Here is a 15,361-nt window from a genome sequence, read left to right on the forward strand (position 1 = left end):
ACCGCATCGGTGAGCGTCAGCAGTTCTTCGCCGGTGACCATCGACACCGGACAGCCGTTTTTGCAAGTTTTGGGTACGCAGTCGGCGGGGTCGCCGTTGGGGTTTTTTGACTGGTCGGGGACGTCGTCGTGGGGCTCGTGACGCTCAAGGCGCGCCTTGCTTTGGGATTTTTCCCGCGCGAGTGACGCCGGATTCGGCACGCTCAACACCACCGCGTCTGCCTGGCGAATGTTCAGCGGAATCGAAGGTGTCGGCTTCAGCGCAACTTCGCGGGCATGCAACATAAGCGGCTTCAACGTACTCGCGTGCTGCTTGAGTTCCGGCGTTGAAGTGAGTTCAGCCAGTCGCAAGGCTGACGCGGCCAGCCACTCCCGCGCCCGCGGCGACTTGATCTTCGCCAGCACCTTGCTGCTCAGGCGCAGCGATACGCCGGCACCGCCTGCCACGCGCATCAACAGAAAACTGATGAGCAACTCGGTGCGAACTTCGGCCACCACCTCGGCGAGGTATTGCGGCGGCAGCATTTTCAGCCAACTGGTGAACGCGGCCAGATGAATGAACAACAACGGCTCGTCGCTGAGCATCAACAAGGCGTTGGCAATCGCCTCGTTTGAAGCCGCAAGCAACGCCTCAAGTTCGACCTCGCTCAGATATTCGAGAAGTTTTTCGCTGTGCTCCTGCAGATCGGCGAGGAGAGCAAACAGTTGCTGGATGTCGTCCCAAACCCCGTTCAGGGCTTTTTCCAGACCGCGCCAGTCGGCCCGTTGCAACTGCCCGTAACGATCAAGAAAACCGGCGCTGGAAAACTCCGTCCACTGCGGCTCAAAGCCTGTCCACTCGGCGCGCAGCCAGGTTTCCAGGCCGGCGATGACGCTTTCATAAGAGGCATATAGCGCGCGCACATGGGCGCTGGAAACATCGGGAAAGAAGGTGATGCGATAGCGCTGGCCCCGTTCGCAGTCGGTCACTTGCAGAATTCCGCTCGGGCCGATCGTATGGCGCAGTGGTTCGCCCAAGGTCAGTACGCCGTCGACGTCGCTCAGCACCGGTTCGAGGGTCACGGGGGTGTTGCCGATTGGCACGAAGCGCGCAGCTTCGAACAGATGCACCAGCGTCAGCGGACCGTTGGCCTGACACATGACCACCGATGTACTGACAGGTGCGCGCGAGTTGACCGGCGCGCTTAGTTGCACGTCATTGCCAACCTTGAACACCTGCTCGATGTCCAGCGCCGTCCCGGTCCAGAATTGCTCGGCCCAGACGTCGTAGTTGTTCAGGCAAAGGCGGAACTCATCAATCAGCGCTTCAAAATCTGGCTGCTTGGGATTCAGAGCGGCCACTACCAGCAGTCCGATGCTGTTGTTCAGGGCCAATAGCCGATCGGGTTGAAACATTCGCAGTCGCTCGCGCATATGAAAAAACGGAGCGCGGACTTTGAGCGGGATCAAAGAAGAAAGAAGTCGGGGAAATAGGCGCTGTCTGTAGGAGGTTTCGCTAAATGCGCGAGAGGGGTCAGGCGCGTCGATCGGATTGCCCGTTGCTCAATGTCCATCGGCCTCGCTATGCTGCTGAACCCATTAATCAGATCCGCGCTGCGGCACGTTGCCTGTCGCCCGGAATGTCTTTGTTAACGGATCCGATGATGAATGCACCGCTGAAGACGTTCGGCCCGATCAAGGCCGTGATTTTCGATATGGACGGTTTGCTGCTCGACACTGAGGGCATTTACACCGAGGTCACCTCACTGATTGCCGGGCGCTACGGGAAAACCTTCGACTGGAGCGTCAAGCAGAACATCATTGGTCGCGGTGCCAATGACCTGGCCAATTACGTCGTGCAGGCGCTGGAACTGCCGATCACGCCGGCGGAATTTCTGCAGATCCGCGAACCGCTGATGCGTGAGCGGTTCCCCAAGGCGCAGGCGATGCCGGGTGCCGAAGCGCTGGTGCGGCATCTCAAGGCGCATGACATTCCGATTGCGGTCGGCACCAGTTCGTCGCGCCAGTCGTTCGGGCAGAAAACCACGTTGCACGGTGACTGGTTCGTGCTGTTCGACTTTATCGTCACGGCAGATGATCCGGAAGTTGGCGCGGCCAAACCGGCACCGGATATCTTCCTTACAGCGGCCCGACGTCTGGGCGTCGCGCCCAAGGATTGTCTGGTGTTTGAGGATTCGCCGTTTGGCGTCACTGCGGCGAAAGCCGCAGGCATGACGGCAATCGCCATTCCTGACGCGGCGATGGCCGATGAAAAATATGCCCACGCTGACGGCATTATCCGCTCGCTGAAAGACTTCAGGCCGAGCGTTTTTGGCCTGCCGACGCTGGAATTTACTTGAGCGCTAAATCGCAAAGGCCGCCCTTGCTATAAAGAAGGGCGGCGTTTTTTTGCAGGTCTGTCAGGCGCCGAAACCACCATCGATGGTCAGGCTGGCACCGGTGATGTAACCGGCTTCCGGCCCGGCCAGGTAGGCGACGAAGCTGGCGATTTCATCGGCGGTGCCGTAACGACCCACGGCCATCAACGGGATAAGGCTGTCGGCGAAGTCGCCGTGGGCCGGGTTCATATCGGTGTCGACCGGGCCAGGTTGCACGTTGTTGATGGTGATGCCCCGTGGGCCGAGGTCGCGGGCCAGACCTTTGGTCAGGCCGACCAGCGCTGATTTGCTCATCGCGTAGACGCCGCCACCGCCGAAGGGCATGCGATCGGCGTTGGTGCTGCCGATGTTGATGATCCGCGACCCTTCACCCATGTGCTTCGCCGCTTCCTGCGAGGCGATGAACACGCTGCGCACGTTGATGGCCAGGGTCTGATCGAAGTCTTCCAGTTTGAAATCCTCCAGCGGCGCGATGGCCAGCACGCCGGCGTTATTCACCAGAATATCCAGACGCCCGAATGCTTCGACGGTGCTGCTGACTGCTTGGCGAATGGCACCCGCATCGGCGCTGTCGGCCTTGATGGCCAAGGCTTTGCCACCGTTGCCAGTGATGCTGTTCTGCAATTCTTCAGCCTTGGCGGCGGAGCTGACGTAGGTGAAAGCGACGGCGGCGCCTTCAGCGGCCAGACGTTTGACGATAGCCGCGCCGATGCCGCGCGAACCGCCTTGAATCAGAGCGACTTTGCCGCTGAGGTGTTGAGTGGTCATGTTCGATCTCCAAATGTTCAAGGCGAAATGCCTTGCTGTTGGTGCCGAGTATCGGCGTCGTATCGACCACCGTGTAGACCCTGATTGCTATAGTCTGTGTAAACCAGAAGTTTATAGTGGCGATCATGCAAACGTTCAGCAGTATCGAATGCTTTGTGCGCAGCGCCGAAGTCGGCAGCTTTGCCGAGGCCGCACGGCGCTTGAGTCTGACCCCGGCGGCGGTTGGCAAAAGCGTGGCGAAGCTGGAAGCGCGGCTCGGCGTGCGGCTGTTCCAGCGTAGTACACGCCGGCTGACGCTGACCGAAGCGGGCCAGTTGTTTTTAAGTGAGGTCAGCGCCAGCCTGACCACCATCCAGAATGCCGTGGCCAATCTGGCCAGTGCCGGAGGGCAGCCGGCCGGCACGCTGAAGGTCAGCATGGGCACGGTGTTCGGCAGTCTGTATATCGTGCCGCTGCTGGGTGAGTTCTTGCGGCGTTATCCGGCAATCAACCCGGACTGGCATTTCGATAACCGGCAGGTCGACCTGATCGGGCAGGGTTTCGATGCCGCGATTGGCGGCGGCTTTGAACTGCCACAAGGTGTGGTTGCGCGCAGACTGACGCCGGCGCATCGGGTATTGGTGGCATCGCAGGATTACTTGCACAAACATGCGCCGATCAGCCATCCCGATGACCTCAAGCTGCACGACGGCATTTTGATTCGCTCGCCGCAGACCGGACGTGTGCGTTCGTGGCAACTCACCCACCGCGATCAGCAACACAGCCCGCTGATGCTGCGAGCGCGGATGACCATGAGCGATTCCGAGGCGGCTTGTGCAACGGCGGCGCAAGGTTTGGGCATTGCGCTGGTGAGCATGCCGTTTGCGGTGGGTTATTTGGAGGCGGGAACGTTGCAGCGGGTGCTGCCGGACTGGTTTGTCGATGACGGCAACATTTCGATCTATTACGCCGAGCACAAATTGTTGCCCGGCAAGACGCGGGCGTTTGTGGACTTTGTGATTGAGCAGTTTGCTGAGCAAGGGCTTGGGCGCCGGTTTAGTGCCGTCTGATTGATAGTCGAGACCGAGTTGCGGCCATCGCGGGCTTGCCCGCGATGAACGATAACCTGGTCTATCGAGCAAAGCGCTGCGCCCAGCCAATGATGTTCTTCGGCCGTGGCGTTGCATACGTGCGCACCTTGGACGTCGACAACTTCAAGCGCACCAGTGATTCGGCAATCGTCACCGCCGCCGTCACACCGTCCACTACCGGCACACCCGTGCGCCGGCGAATCTGCTCGTCCAGCCCGGCCATCCCGCCGCAGCCCAGGCAAATCACCTCGGCCTTGTCCTGGGTCACAGCCAGTTCGGCCTGATGCACGATCGCCTCCAGCGCGCGCTGCGGTTCATGTTCCAGTTCCAGAACCGCCAGACCACTGGCGCGCACCGAGGCACAGCGATCCCACAGGCCCGATAGTTTCAGCCGATCCTCGATCAGCGGCACGGTGCGATCCAGCGTGGTCACCACCGAGTAGGCATGGCCGAGAAACATGGCGGTGCTGGCCGCCGCGTCAGTGATGTCCACCACCGGCACGTTGAGCAGTTCCTGCAACCCTTCACGACCATGCTCGCCGTAACCGGCCTGGATTACCGCATCGAACGGTTGATCGTAAGCCATCACCCGGTCCATCACGGCGATGGCGGCGAGGTAGCTTTCGAAATTGCCTTCAATCGATTCGGCGCCGAAGTACGGCGTCAGGCCGACGATTTCCGTACCGGGCGAAGCGACGGTCTGCGCCGAGCGGGCGATGGCGTCGGTGATGGATTCGGTGGTGTTGACGTTGACCACGAGAATACGCATGGAAAATCCTTATTGCGGGCAGTGGTGCGGCCCGAAACCGGGCCGCGAAGGGATTAATGACTGGCGTTATCCACAGCGATGCATTCGCCGCTGACTTCGGCGTAATGCGCTTGGCGTTTGGCGATGATCAGGTAAAGCATGCCGGCGATACCGGCGCCGATCAGCCAGGAGAACGGCGAAACGCTGTGGAAACCCGGCACCAGCGCCAGGACGATGGCGATCAGCGCTGCAGGAATAAACGCCGCCACGGCGCGGAAATTGATGCCGCAGCTGTAGTAGTAAGCGCCGTTGGGGTCTTCGCTGTAGAGCTGCGGCACGTTGATCCGGCCTTTGCGGATCAGCCAGTAGTCGACCATGATCACCCCGTACAGTGGGCCGAGCAGGGCGCCGAGTCCTGAGAGGAAGTACACGATCACCAGCGGACTGTTGTAGAGATTCCACGGCAGGATCAGCACAGCGATGGTCGCGCTGATCAGCCCGGCGCGGCGGAACGTCAGGTATTTCGGCGCCAGGTTGCTCAGCACGAAGGCCGGGGCGACGAAGTTGGCCATGATGTTCACCGCGACGGTGACGATCAGAAAGGCCAGGCAGCCGAGCACCAGAAAGAAGGTGTTGGGGATAGAGGCGATGATCTCGGTCGGGCTTTCGATGATTCGCCCGTTGATTTGAAACTGCGCGCCGCAGAGCAGCACGGTAATCGCGGCGAATACCAGAATATTCACCGGCAAGCCCCAGAAGTTTCCCACCTTGATGGTCTTGCGGCACGGCGAAGAACGAGCGAAGTCGCAGAAGTTGAGAATCAGCGTGCCGTAAATTGCCAGCCATAACGCGCCGCCGGCAAAAATATTGCGCCACATCTCGGCGCCGGTCAGCGGCTCGCGGATCGACCAGGCGATGGTCGCGTTGGCCTGGAAATACATCCACCCGGCGAGGGCGGCGACGGTCAGCAGAATCACCGGCCCGGCAAATGCCTCGTAACGGCGCACCATTTCCATGCCGTAGGCGAGGATCGCCAGTTGCACCAGCCAGATCGCCACGAAGCACACCCAGCCCAGGCTCGACAGGCCCAGAATCGAGTTGTGATCGTAATCGGCGAAGCCGGGATGCACAGCGGTGAGCAAAACGCGCAATACCACCGAGGCGAGGTACGTCTGAATACCGAACCAGGCGATGGCGATAACCGCCCTGATCAATGCAGGAATTTGCGCACCGTGGATGCCGAAACTGATCCGGCTGATCACCGGAAACGGCACCCCTGTTTTCTGCCCCATGTACCCGGACAGGTTCATGAAGAAATACACCAGTGCTGCGCCAATCCCCAGCGACAACAGAATCTGCCAGCCGCCCAGGCCCAATGCATACAGACCGATGGCGAACGAGTAGTTGGCGATGTTGTGCACGTCATTCGTCCACAGGGCGAAGATGCTGTACTGACCCCAGCGCCGGCCCTCGGCTTTGGTCGGCGCCAGATCGCTGTTGTGCAGACGCGGGCTCAGTTGCAGCGGCTCGCTCAGTCCGGCATCGGGCAACGGTTGATCAAGCGTGGAGGAGGGCAGATTCAGCGTGATGTTATTCGAAAGACTTGTACGCATTCCGGCAGGCTCCTGACGTTCAACGCCGCGATGACTGTGCATGAGCACTCAGGCTCGACAAATCTTCGTCGCGGCGGTGAAGACATCACTGGTTACGGGGCATCTGCAGCCTGTACGGGATAGGGCGCTTCAGGCTTGCGGATCGAAAGTGTGCATGTTTTGCATTTTTGTATACAAAACATGTATGCGATAAAGCCAGATCTATGCCAGTTGCCGGTCTATCAGCAGCCAGGCTCATTTCGAATAGTTATCGACGTGCCATAAGTGGCTGAAAAACTGGCGATATAAATTGATCAGTCGGACAGGAATATTTTTATCGAGGAGATTTTGCGCAGTTGCGAGCCGTAGGCGACTCTGGAGGGGAATGTAACTTTTCAGGGCGTAAAAATGTAAATGCACACATAAATGGCACCAATGGTGACATTCCTGTGTACACATTGATGGGCCGGGCAGATGCCCCCTGTGGGAGCAAGTTTGCTCCCACAGGTATTTACATCACCCGTAAATCAAGCCTTGCTCTTGCTGATGATGTTTCCGGCATGCAGCCCGCATTCTTTCTGCGTGGCTTCTTCCCACCACCAGCGACCTTCGCGCTCGTGCTGGTTCGGCAGCACCGGGCGGGTGCAGGGTTCGCAGCCGATGCTGATGAAACCGCGCTCGTGCAGGCTGTTGTACGGCAACTCAAGCATGCGGATGTAACCCCAGATCTCTTCGCTGGTCATCTGCGCCAACGGGTTGAACTTGTACAGGGTGCGTTCCGGGGTCGAGAAGGCGGTGTCGATTTCCAGCACCGCTACCGCGCTGCGGGTACCCGGGCTCTGGTCGCGGCGCTGGCCGGTGACCCAGGCTTTGACGCCGGCGAGTTTGCGCCGCAGCGGTTCGATCTTGCGGATGCCACAGCATTCGCCGTGGCCGTCGCGGTAGAAGCTGAACAGGCCTTTTTCCTTCACGAACGGTTCAAGTTTCGCGTGGTCCGGCGAGACAATTTCGATGTCGATCTTGTAATGCTCGCGTACCTGCTCGATGAAGCGATAGGTTTCCGGGTGCAGGCGGCCGGTATCGAGACTGAATACTTTGACGTTCTTGTTGAGCTTCCAGGCCATGTCCACCAGCACCACATCCTCGGCGCCGCTGAAAGATATCCACAGCTCATCGCCGAACTCGGCGAAGGCGAGTTTGAGAATGTCTTGCGCGGATTTGTTGGCATAGGTCGTGGCGAGTTCCACGACATCGAACGTTGGGCTCATCAGGCGGCTTCCTACAGGTCAGTGGCGCTCGGGCGCTCTATAGGGGGCCGATGGTAACAAAAAGCTGCCACGCTCGGGGCGCCCTCTGCGTTGCGCACCTCAGATGCAGACGCTAGAGTTCGGCCTCGCTCGACTCAATAATCACTACAAACGGGAGTGTCTTGTGGAAATTGCTTGCCTGGATCTTGAAGGGGTGCTGGTACCGGAAATCTGGATCGCCTTTGCCGAAAAAACCGGAATCGACTCCCTCAAGGCCACCACCCGGGACATTCCCGATTACGACGTCTTGATGAAGCAGCGTCTGCGCATCCTCAATGAGCACGGCCTCAAGCTTTCGGACATTCAGGAAGTGATCGCCACGCTGAAACCGCTGGATGGCGCGGTCGAGTTCGTCAACTGGCTGCGCGAGCGCTTTCAGGTAGTGATTCTCTCGGACACCTTTTATGAATTTTCGCAGCCGCTGATGCGCCAGCTGGGCTTTCCGACGCTGCTTTGTCATCGCTTGATTACTGACGAGAGCGGGCGCGTGACCAGCTATCAGTTGCGTCAAAAAGACCCGAAGCGCCAGTCGGTGCTGGCGTTCAAGAGCCTGTATTACCGGGTGATTGCGGCGGGGGATTCGTACAACGACACGAGCATGTTGGGTGAGGCGGATGCCGGGATTCTGTTCCATGCGCCGGACAATGTGATTCGCGAGTTTCCGCAGTTCCCGGCGGTGCACACCTTTGCCGAGCTGAAGCAGGAATTTCTCAAAGCCTCAAACCGCGATCTCAGCCTGTAAGCCTGGCTACCTGATGATCGTTCCCACGCTCTGCGTGGGAATGCCTCAACGGACGCTCCGCGTTCGGCTTTGGATGGGACGCGGAGCGTCCCGGGCCGCATTCCTTTGCTGCGCGTGGGAACGATCATTCCTCAGAGGTTTTGCAGGGTTTCGAGGAGGATTCTGACCTTGGTTATCGATTCCTGATACTCCGCCTGCCAGTCCGAATCGGCGACGATCCCGCCGCCGCCCCAGCAGCACACCTGTCCATCCTTGACCAACAGACTGCGAATGGCGATGGAACTGTCCATCTCACCGCGCACGTCCAGGTACAGCAACGATCCGCAATACAAACCGCGCCGGGTCGGCTCCAGCTCATCAATGATCTGCATCGCCCGGATTTTCGGTGCGCCAGTAATCGAGCCGCCGGGGAAACTGCCGGCGATCAGGTCCAGCGCATCACGATCCGGCGCCAGTTCTCCGGTCACGCTGCTGACCAGGTGATGAACATTGGGATAACTCTCCAGACTGAACAATTCCGGCACCCGCACCGAACCGATGCGGCAGGTGCGCCCGAGGTCGTTGCGCAGCAGGTCAACGATCATCAGGTTTTCCGCGCGGTCCTTGGGGCTGGCCAGCAGTTCGGCGGCATTGGCTGCGTCTTCGGCTGGCGTCAGGCCACGGGGGCGGGTGCCTTTGATGGGGCGGGTTTCGACCTGACGCTGGCTGACTTTGACGAAACGTTCCGGCGACAGGCTCAACACCGCGCCGCCGTCGGGCAGGCTCTGGAAACCGGAGAACGGCGTCGGGCAGGCCTCGCGCAATTCGCAGTAAGCCAGCCATGGATCGCCCTGGCATTCAGCGCGAAAGCGTTGCGCGAAATTGACCTGATAACAGTCGCCGGCCTGGATGTATTCCTGAATGCGTTCGAAGGCCTGACGATAATCGTCGGTCGAGAGATCAGCGGCCATCGGGGCGTTCAGTTTGAAGGACGCCAGCGCGGCAATTTGAGGCTGAGTGAACAGCGCGACCAGTCGCTGCCGTTCACTGTCAGCAAGCGAAGGATGAAAGACCAATTGGCTGGTTTGCGCGCGGTGATCGCTGATCAGCGCCCAGTCGTACAGGCCAAAACGCGCATCGGGCAGTTGCAGATCATCCCGCGCCTGACTCGGCAGATGTTCCAGATGCCGGCCGAAGTCGTAGCTCAAATAGCCGATCAGTCCGCCGGCGAAGGGTAATTCGTATTCGACCGGCAATTGCGCTTCGCCCAAGCGGCTGAGGTTGTCGCGCAGGCGCTGCAGGAAATGCGCACCGCTTTCGTCCGGCAACACCGCCAGTTGTTCCAGCGGCCAGGCGCTGAGCAAGTCATAACGGCCGCGTTCGGCGCTCGGCCGGCCACTGTCGAGCAGCACGGCTCCCGGGGCATTGCGAATGGCCGCGAAATAGACGGCGGGATTGGCGCGGTAGGGCAGAGGGTGTACGGAGCAGGTCAACATGGGCGGGGCAGATCGGCCGTTGAGGCGGGGTGGGGATTGTAGTCCTCTGCGGGACTTGCTCCTAGAGGCTATGTCGGGGATTGGCAGATTGGCGGCAGGGTTGAGGCTTGTGTTGGCAGGAAGTCCGCCTTCGCGAGCAAGCCCGCTCCCACAGGGAAGTGCATTCCAAAGTGGGAGCGGGCTTGCTCGCGAACGCCGCGACTCGGTTTCGGATCAGCCCTCGACCGCAGGAATATGCCCAAACATTTCCTGGGTAAACGCCACCCGCTCTTCAACCGATTCCTTAACGCCCCGCGTCTTCAGCTCTTCCAGCCGCGCTTCAACCGCATGGGTACGCAAGGTCAGGCCGCAATCGTTGGCGATCTGGATATTCAGCCCCGGCCGCGCATTGAGCTCGAGAATCAGCGGGCCTTTTTCCTGGTCGAGCACCATGTCCACGCCGATATAACCCAGCCCGCACAGCTCATAGCAGCCAGCGGCAAGTTTCATGAAACCGTCCCAGTAGGGCAGTTGCACGCCATCCACGGCGTTGGTGGTGTCGGGGTGTTTGGTGATGATGTTGTTCAGCCAGGTGCCGCGCAGGGTCAGGCCTGTGGCCAGATCGACACCGACGCCGATGGCGCCCTGGTGCAGGTTGGCCTTGCCGCCGGACTGGCGTGTCGGCAGCCGCAGCATTGCCATCACCGGGTAACCCATCAGCACGATGATGCGGATGTCCGGCACGCCCTCGTAGCTGATGCTCTTGAAGATCTGGTCCGGGGTCACGCGGTATTCGATCAGTGCGCGGTCACGGTGGCCGCCCAGCGAGTACAGGCCGGTGAGGATGCTCGAGATGTGATGCTCGAGCTCTTCATGGGCGACGATCTTGCCCGACACCGTGCGATAGCGACCCTCGAAGCGGTCGGCGATGACGATGATGCCGTCACCGCCGGCCCCCTGCGCCGGTTTGATCACAAAATCGTTGCGCCCTCCGATGATCTCGTCGAGCTTGTCGATTTCCTTCTCGGTCGAGATCACCCCGTACAGCTCTGGCACGTGGATGCCGGCGGCGATGGCGCGTTCCTTGGTGAGGATCTTGTCATCGACGATCGGGTACAGGCTGCGCTTGTTGTACTTGAGCACGTAGTCCGCGTTGCGGCGGTTGATGCCCATGATGCCGCGCGCCTCCAGGGCCTTCCAGGTCTTCCAGAAACCGAACATCAGGCGTCAGCCTTCTTCAGGAAAGCCTTGAAACGCACCAGCTCGGTCAGGCGGTAGCCGCGATAGCGACCCATTGCCAGCATGAAGCCGACCAGAATCAGCAGGATTGCCGGGAAGGTGAAGACGAAGTACACCAGCTCTGGCACGGTCATGATCAGGTGCGCCAGGGAGGCGGCGAACAGGGTACCGATCGCGACTTTAAGCGCGTGGTTGGCGCCGCGCTCTTCCCAGGTGATCGACAGGCGTTCGATGGTCATGGTCAGAATCACCATCGGGAACAGCGCCACCGAAAGACCACGCTCAAGGCCAAGCTTGTGGCTGAACAGACTGATCGCTGCAATCAATACCACGACAAACGTCAGCACCACCGAAAGACGCGGCAGCATCTGCAATTTCAGATGTTCGAGATACGAGCGCAGTGACAGCCCCAGTGCGGTAATCACGGTAAACAGCAGAATGCCGAAGCCCAACTGCGTTTCGCGGAAGGCGAGGGCAATCAGCACCGGAGTGAACGTGCCCAGCGTCTGCAGGCCGATCAGGTTGCGCAGGATCAGGATTACCAGCACGCCGATCGGGATCATCACCATGATCATGAAGGTCTGCTGGGTCTGCAGCGGCAGGCCGTACAGCGAGTAATCGAGGAAGTTGGCATCAGTGTTTTCGTCGGTCAGCTTGGCCAGACGAATTGCGTTCATCTCGCTGTTGTTCAGGCTGAAAGTCACATTGGCTTTCTTGCCGCCGTCGACGGTGATCAGGTTTTCGTCGCCGGTCCACCACAGCAGGCGGTCGGTCGGCAGGCCTTGTTCACCGGTTTCCGGATTGAAATACAGCCAGTCGTTGCCGTTGAAACTGCGCAGCCACAGCTCGGGTGTCTGTGGCTGATCGGCGACGAGGCGGATGGTGTGGACTTTTTCTACCGGCACGTGGGCGATGGACAGCAGCAATTCGACGATCTTGGCTTTGTGCGCAGTCGACGGGTCGCCGGCCAGCAGCAATTTCACGTTGTCGTCGTTGAGGTTGTTGACCCGTTTGATCGCCTCGCCAATAAAGGTTTCGACGTCGGCCGAGTGTTGGCGGATCGGCGCGAGCAGAGCTTCGGCGGCAATCTTTTCCGGGCCTTCGATGACCATGCTGTCGCGGAAGGTCGGGCCTTTGACCTTGGATTTTTCTGCGGTGTAGCGCTTGGTCAGCACCAGACGGTAATACAACGTCTGGTTGCCCTTAGCGCGGCGGGCCGACCAGGTCACCTTGCGGTTGCCGTCGACGCGATTGACCGCGACGCCATAGTTATTGGAGATAAAGCTTTCGTTGAGGCTGACGTAATCGCGGCTCAACGGCGGCACGAACATCTGGATCTTCACCGGATCCTTGGTGCTGGCGACGAATTCGACTTTGGCGTCGATGTTCCAGAGGTCGTCGGTGGCGTCTTCGGTCACCGGAATGCCGAGCACGAAAATCTGATATGCCGTAACCGAAACGCCCAGCAGAACCAGCACGGCGATCAGGATTTTCAGGTGGAAGGTTAGAGAACGCATGGAAATTACCCGGCGGTATGAGCGGCGATGGTGCAGGCAGGTTTGCCGGCAGCGTATTTAAGACTGGGGTCGACCAGCGCGTCGAAGCGTTTCAACGCCTCGGAGCCGATCAAAAGCGGGTATTGGAACGCACTTCGGTCGGTGAGGTTCACTTCGATGCTGCGCAATGCCGAACCCATGCAGATATCCAGCTCGATCACCGGACGGGCGGTGTACTGCTTGCCTTCTTCCGGGTCGTAGTCGCCGGCGCGGCGCTTGATCTTGCTGACCCGCGCCAGCGGCCGTTCGATGGGGTGCGAATGCGCGGCGTCGATCGCCAGGTAGAAACGTACCCAGGACTCACCGTTGCGTTTGAAGCGTTTGATGTCGCGAGCGCTCAGCGAGGCGGTCTTCGCCCCGGTGTCCAGTTTGGCCGCGACTTCGAGATTGATGCCGTCAAGCGAAGCGTATTCGTTGAGGCCGTACACGGTTTTTTCCCCCGCGGCGGCGAGGCCGGGCAGGCAAAACAGAGCAAAAAAGGTGGGGAAAGGCTTGAGTCTCATAAATCCTGGTGCGCAGCGTTCCGTTATCGGTTCAGGTGCCCGCACAACCGTGCGCAAGCCCCCGCGTGTGCTTATCAGCTTTTTATGGCAAGCCGTACAAAGACCCGCAAATGCGGGCGGCATTCTAGCACGGTGGTTTTATGGCGCCAGCGCTTGGGGCGGCCAGCAAAAAGCAAGAGATCGCAGCCTTCGGCAGCTCCTGCAAGGGATTTGCATACCTCCTGTAGGAGCTGTCGGAGGCTCGGGCCGCGATCGGACGATCTTTTTTAGGTTATTAGACGATTGTCGACAATACCTATTTATCCTTTGACTCATCACGCCGGATTGGCTAGTTTTTGCCGCATTGGATTTAAAGGTGTCGACAATCATGCTGGATCAGCTCGATTCCCCGGTCATCAGCGGCGACGATTCCGAGACGCTGTCGGAAAATGTCTTCCGGCGCATCCAGGCCGCTATCGTCAAAGGCGAGATCGCCCCGGGCAGCAAGATCTCCGAGCCGGAACTGGCGCGCACCTATGGCATCAGCCGCGGTCCGCTGCGAGAGGCGATCCATCGTCTGGAAGGCCAGCGCCTGCTGGTGCGTGTGCCGCATGTCGGTGCGCGGGTGGTGTCGCTCAGCCATGCCGAATTGATCGAACTCTACGAAATCCGTGAATCCCTTGAAGGCATGGCCTGCCGCCTCGCCGCCGAGCGCATGAGCGTCGCGGAGATCGACGAGTTGCGCCGGGTCCTGGAAACCCATGAGCGCGATGCGGCGTTTCAGGCCGGCGTCGGTTACTACCAGCAGGAAGGCGATTTCGACTTCCACTACCGAATCATCCAGGGCAGCGGCAATCGCACACTGACGCAGATGCTCTGCGGCGAGCTCTATCAGCTGGTGCGCATGTATCGCATCCAGTTTTCCACTACGCCCAATCGCCCGCACCAGGCCTTTGCCGAACACCACCGCATTCTCGATGCCATCGCCGACCGTGACGGCGAGCTCGCAGAACTGTTGATGCGCCGCCACATCGGCGCCTCGAAACGCAACATCGCCCGTCACTACGAGGACGGCGCCCACAACCAGACAGCCACTGAACGAGGTGATGCATGACTTCCAACCTGAACACGCCGGGCCAGCGCTTCCGCGATGCGGTCGCCAGCGAGCATCCTTTGCAAGTGGTCGGCGCGATCAACGCCAACCACGCGCTACTGGCCAAGCGCGCCGGTTTCAAGGCGATCTACCTGTCCGGTGGCGGCGTGGCCGCAGGCTCGCTCGGCGTGCCGGACCTGGGGATCACCGGTCTGGATGACGTGCTGACCGATGTGCGCCGCATCACCGACGTCTGCGATCTGCCGCTGCTGGTCGATGTGGATACCGGTTTCGGTTCCTCGGCGTTCAACGTCGCGCGCACTGTCAAATCGATGATCAAGTTCGGCGCGGCGGCGATCCACATCGAGGATCAGGTCGGCGCCAAGCGCTGCGGCCATCGCCCCAATAAAGAAATCGTCAGCCAGCAGGAAATGGTCGATCGCATCAAAGCCGCCGTCGATGCACGCACCGACGACAGCTTCGTGATCATGGCGCGCACCGATGCGCTGGCAGTCGAAGGGCTGGAATCGGCACTGGATCGCGCCGCCGCGTGCATCGAGGCCGGTGCCGACATGATTTTCCCCGAAGCCATTACCGAGCTGGACATGTACAAGCTGTTCGCCAACCGTGTGAAAGCGCCGATCCTGGCCAATATCACCGAATTCGGCGCAACGCCGCTGTACACCACCGAGCAACTGGCCGCTGCCGACGTGTCGCTGGTGCTGTACCCGTTGTCGGCGTTCCGCGCGATGAACAAGGCTGCGGAAAACGTCTACACCGCGATCCGCCGCGACGGCACGCAACAGAATGTCATCGACACCATGCAGACTCGCATGGAGCTCTACGATCGTATCGACTACCACACGTTCGAACAGAAGCTCGATGCGTTGTTTGCTGCGAAAAAATGAAGATCAAGAGATCGCAGCCTGCGGC

The 15,361-nt window shown here is 60.0% G+C and carries 13 protein-coding genes and 1 pseudogene; 5 read left to right on the top strand and 9 right to left on the bottom strand.

The window, feature by feature from the left end:
* Window positions 1–1,394: pseudogene (locus ACIGDJ_RS26675) on the bottom strand (type IV secretion protein Rhs); the annotation flags it as partial.
* Window positions 1,395–1,642: 248 nt separating this feature from the next.
* Here ACIGDJ_RS26675 and ACIGDJ_RS26680 point away from each other — a divergent pair.
* Window positions 1,643–2,338: an HAD-IA family hydrolase gene (locus ACIGDJ_RS26680; RefSeq protein WP_397480095.1), complete on the top strand. Its 696-nt coding sequence runs from the start codon at window positions 1,643–1,645 to the stop codon at window positions 2,336–2,338.
* 60 nt (window positions 2,339–2,398) lie between these two features.
* Here ACIGDJ_RS26680 and ACIGDJ_RS26685 read toward each other — a convergent pair whose 3' ends face one another.
* Window positions 2,399–3,145 carry a 3-oxoacyl-ACP reductase family protein gene (locus tag ACIGDJ_RS26685; protein ID WP_397480094.1) on the bottom strand — a complete coding sequence of 249 codons (747 nt, stop codon included), beginning with the start codon at window positions 3,143–3,145 and terminating at the stop codon, window positions 2,399–2,401.
* A gap of 125 nt (window positions 3,146–3,270) precedes the next feature.
* Between ACIGDJ_RS26685 and ACIGDJ_RS26690 the strand changes: the two genes are divergently transcribed.
* Window positions 3,271–4,194: a LysR family transcriptional regulator gene (locus ACIGDJ_RS26690; RefSeq protein ID WP_397480093.1), complete on the top strand. Its 924-nt coding sequence runs from the start codon at window positions 3,271–3,273 to the stop codon at window positions 4,192–4,194.
* A 61-nt stretch (window positions 4,195–4,255) separates the two neighbouring features.
* On the opposite strand, the gene ACIGDJ_RS26695 is transcribed toward ACIGDJ_RS26690, so the two are convergent.
* The 3 genes from ACIGDJ_RS26695 to ACIGDJ_RS26705 all read right to left on the bottom strand — a co-directional run bounded on the left by ACIGDJ_RS26695 (window position 4,256) and on the right by ACIGDJ_RS26705 (window position 7,823).
* Window positions 4,256–4,984, bottom strand: coding sequence for an aspartate/glutamate racemase family protein (locus tag ACIGDJ_RS26695; RefSeq protein WP_101157284.1), 729 nt, complete (start codon window positions 4,982–4,984; stop codon window positions 4,256–4,258).
* 53 nt (window positions 4,985–5,037) lie between these two features.
* On the bottom strand, window positions 5,038–6,576 hold the full coding sequence (locus tag ACIGDJ_RS26700; protein WP_397480092.1) for an NCS1 family nucleobase:cation symporter-1: 1,539 nt from the start codon (window positions 6,574–6,576) through the stop codon (window positions 5,038–5,040).
* Window positions 6,577–7,082: 506 nt separating this feature from the next.
* Window positions 7,083–7,823 (bottom strand): phosphoadenylyl-sulfate reductase, encoded by a 741-nt coding sequence (locus ACIGDJ_RS26705; RefSeq protein WP_397480091.1) that lies wholly within the window; start codon window positions 7,821–7,823, stop codon window positions 7,083–7,085.
* Window positions 7,824–7,986: 163 nt separating this feature from the next.
* Here ACIGDJ_RS26705 and thrH point away from each other — a divergent pair, with 163 nt between their 5' ends.
* Window positions 7,987–8,604: a bifunctional phosphoserine phosphatase/homoserine phosphotransferase ThrH gene (gene thrH, locus ACIGDJ_RS26710; RefSeq protein WP_397480090.1), complete on the top strand. Its 618-nt coding sequence runs from the start codon at window positions 7,987–7,989 to the stop codon at window positions 8,602–8,604.
* Between the two features lie 131 nt (window positions 8,605–8,735).
* On the opposite strand, the gene pabB is transcribed toward thrH, so the two are convergent.
* From pabB to ACIGDJ_RS26730, 4 genes are all read right to left on the bottom strand, one after another.
* Window positions 8,736–10,079, bottom strand: a complete 1,344-nt coding sequence (pabB, locus tag ACIGDJ_RS26715; RefSeq protein ID WP_397480089.1) for an aminodeoxychorismate synthase component I — start codon at window positions 10,077–10,079, stop codon at window positions 8,736–8,738.
* Window positions 10,080–10,292: 213 nt separating this feature from the next.
* The gene (locus ACIGDJ_RS26720) at window positions 10,293–11,279 is read right to left on the bottom strand and encodes an alpha-L-glutamate ligase-like protein (protein ID WP_397480088.1); all 987 of its coding nucleotides are present in this window, start codon (window positions 11,277–11,279) and stop codon (window positions 10,293–10,295) included.
* A complete protein-coding gene (locus ACIGDJ_RS26725; RefSeq protein ID WP_101157293.1) occupies window positions 11,279–12,814 on the bottom strand; it encodes an inactive transglutaminase family protein in 1,536 nt (511 codons plus the stop codon). The genes ACIGDJ_RS26720 and ACIGDJ_RS26725 overlap by 1 nt, the downstream gene beginning before the upstream one ends.
* A 5-nt stretch (window positions 12,815–12,819) precedes the next feature.
* On the bottom strand, window positions 12,820–13,356 hold the full coding sequence (locus tag ACIGDJ_RS26730; RefSeq protein ID WP_101157295.1) for an ATP-dependent zinc protease: 537 nt from the start codon (window positions 13,354–13,356) through the stop codon (window positions 12,820–12,822).
* Window positions 13,357–13,723: 367 nt separating this feature from the next.
* Between ACIGDJ_RS26730 and ACIGDJ_RS26735 the strand changes: the two genes are divergently transcribed.
* Together ACIGDJ_RS26735 and prpB are read left to right on the top strand one after the other, a co-directional pair.
* Window positions 13,724–14,449 (top strand): GntR family transcriptional regulator, encoded by a 726-nt coding sequence (locus ACIGDJ_RS26735; protein WP_101157297.1) that lies wholly within the window; start codon window positions 13,724–13,726, stop codon window positions 14,447–14,449.
* A complete protein-coding gene (prpB, locus tag ACIGDJ_RS26740; RefSeq protein ID WP_101157299.1) occupies window positions 14,446–15,336 on the top strand; it encodes a methylisocitrate lyase in 891 nt (296 codons plus the stop codon). Before ACIGDJ_RS26735 ends, prpB begins: the two co-directional genes overlap by 4 nt.
* Window positions 15,337–15,361: the final 25 nt, after the last annotated feature.

The sequence above is a fragment of the Pseudomonas sp. NPDC079367 genome, from assembly GCF_044542195.1.
Lineage (GTDB): Bacteria > Pseudomonadota > Gammaproteobacteria > Pseudomonadales > Pseudomonadaceae > Aquipseudomonas.

Excerpts from the sequence above, each read along its gene's own strand:
- ACIGDJ_RS26680 (WP_397480095.1), top strand. The coding sequence starts at position 1,643 with ATGAATGCACCGCTGAAGACGTTCGGCCCGATCAAGGCCGTGATTTTC.
- ACIGDJ_RS26685 (WP_397480094.1), bottom strand. The coding sequence starts at position 3,145 with ATGACCACTCAACACCTCAGCGGCAAAGTCGCTCTGATTCAAGGCGGT.
- ACIGDJ_RS26690 (WP_397480093.1), top strand. The coding sequence starts at position 3,271 with ATGCAAACGTTCAGCAGTATCGAATGCTTTGTGCGCAGCGCCGAAGTC.
- ACIGDJ_RS26695 (WP_101157284.1), bottom strand. The coding sequence starts at position 4,984 with ATGCGTATTCTCGTGGTCAACGTCAACACCACCGAATCCATCACCGAC.
- ACIGDJ_RS26700 (WP_397480092.1), bottom strand. The coding sequence starts at position 6,576 with ATGCGTACAAGTCTTTCGAATAACATCACGCTGAATCTGCCCTCCTCC.
- ACIGDJ_RS26705 (WP_397480091.1), bottom strand. The coding sequence starts at position 7,823 with ATGAGCCCAACGTTCGATGTCGTGGAACTCGCCACGACCTATGCCAAC.
- pabB (WP_397480089.1), bottom strand. The coding sequence starts at position 10,079 with ATGTTGACCTGCTCCGTACACCCTCTGCCCTACCGCGCCAATCCCGCC.
- ACIGDJ_RS26720 (WP_397480088.1), bottom strand. The coding sequence starts at position 11,279 with ATGTTCGGTTTCTGGAAGACCTGGAAGGCCCTGGAGGCGCGCGGCATC.
- ACIGDJ_RS26725 (WP_101157293.1), bottom strand. The coding sequence starts at position 12,814 with ATGCGTTCTCTAACCTTCCACCTGAAAATCCTGATCGCCGTGCTGGTT.
- ACIGDJ_RS26730 (WP_101157295.1), bottom strand. The coding sequence starts at position 13,356 with ATGAGACTCAAGCCTTTCCCCACCTTTTTTGCTCTGTTTTGCCTGCCC.
- ACIGDJ_RS26735 (WP_101157297.1), top strand. The coding sequence starts at position 13,724 with ATGCTGGATCAGCTCGATTCCCCGGTCATCAGCGGCGACGATTCCGAG.
- prpB (WP_101157299.1), top strand. The coding sequence starts at position 14,446 with ATGACTTCCAACCTGAACACGCCGGGCCAGCGCTTCCGCGATGCGGTC.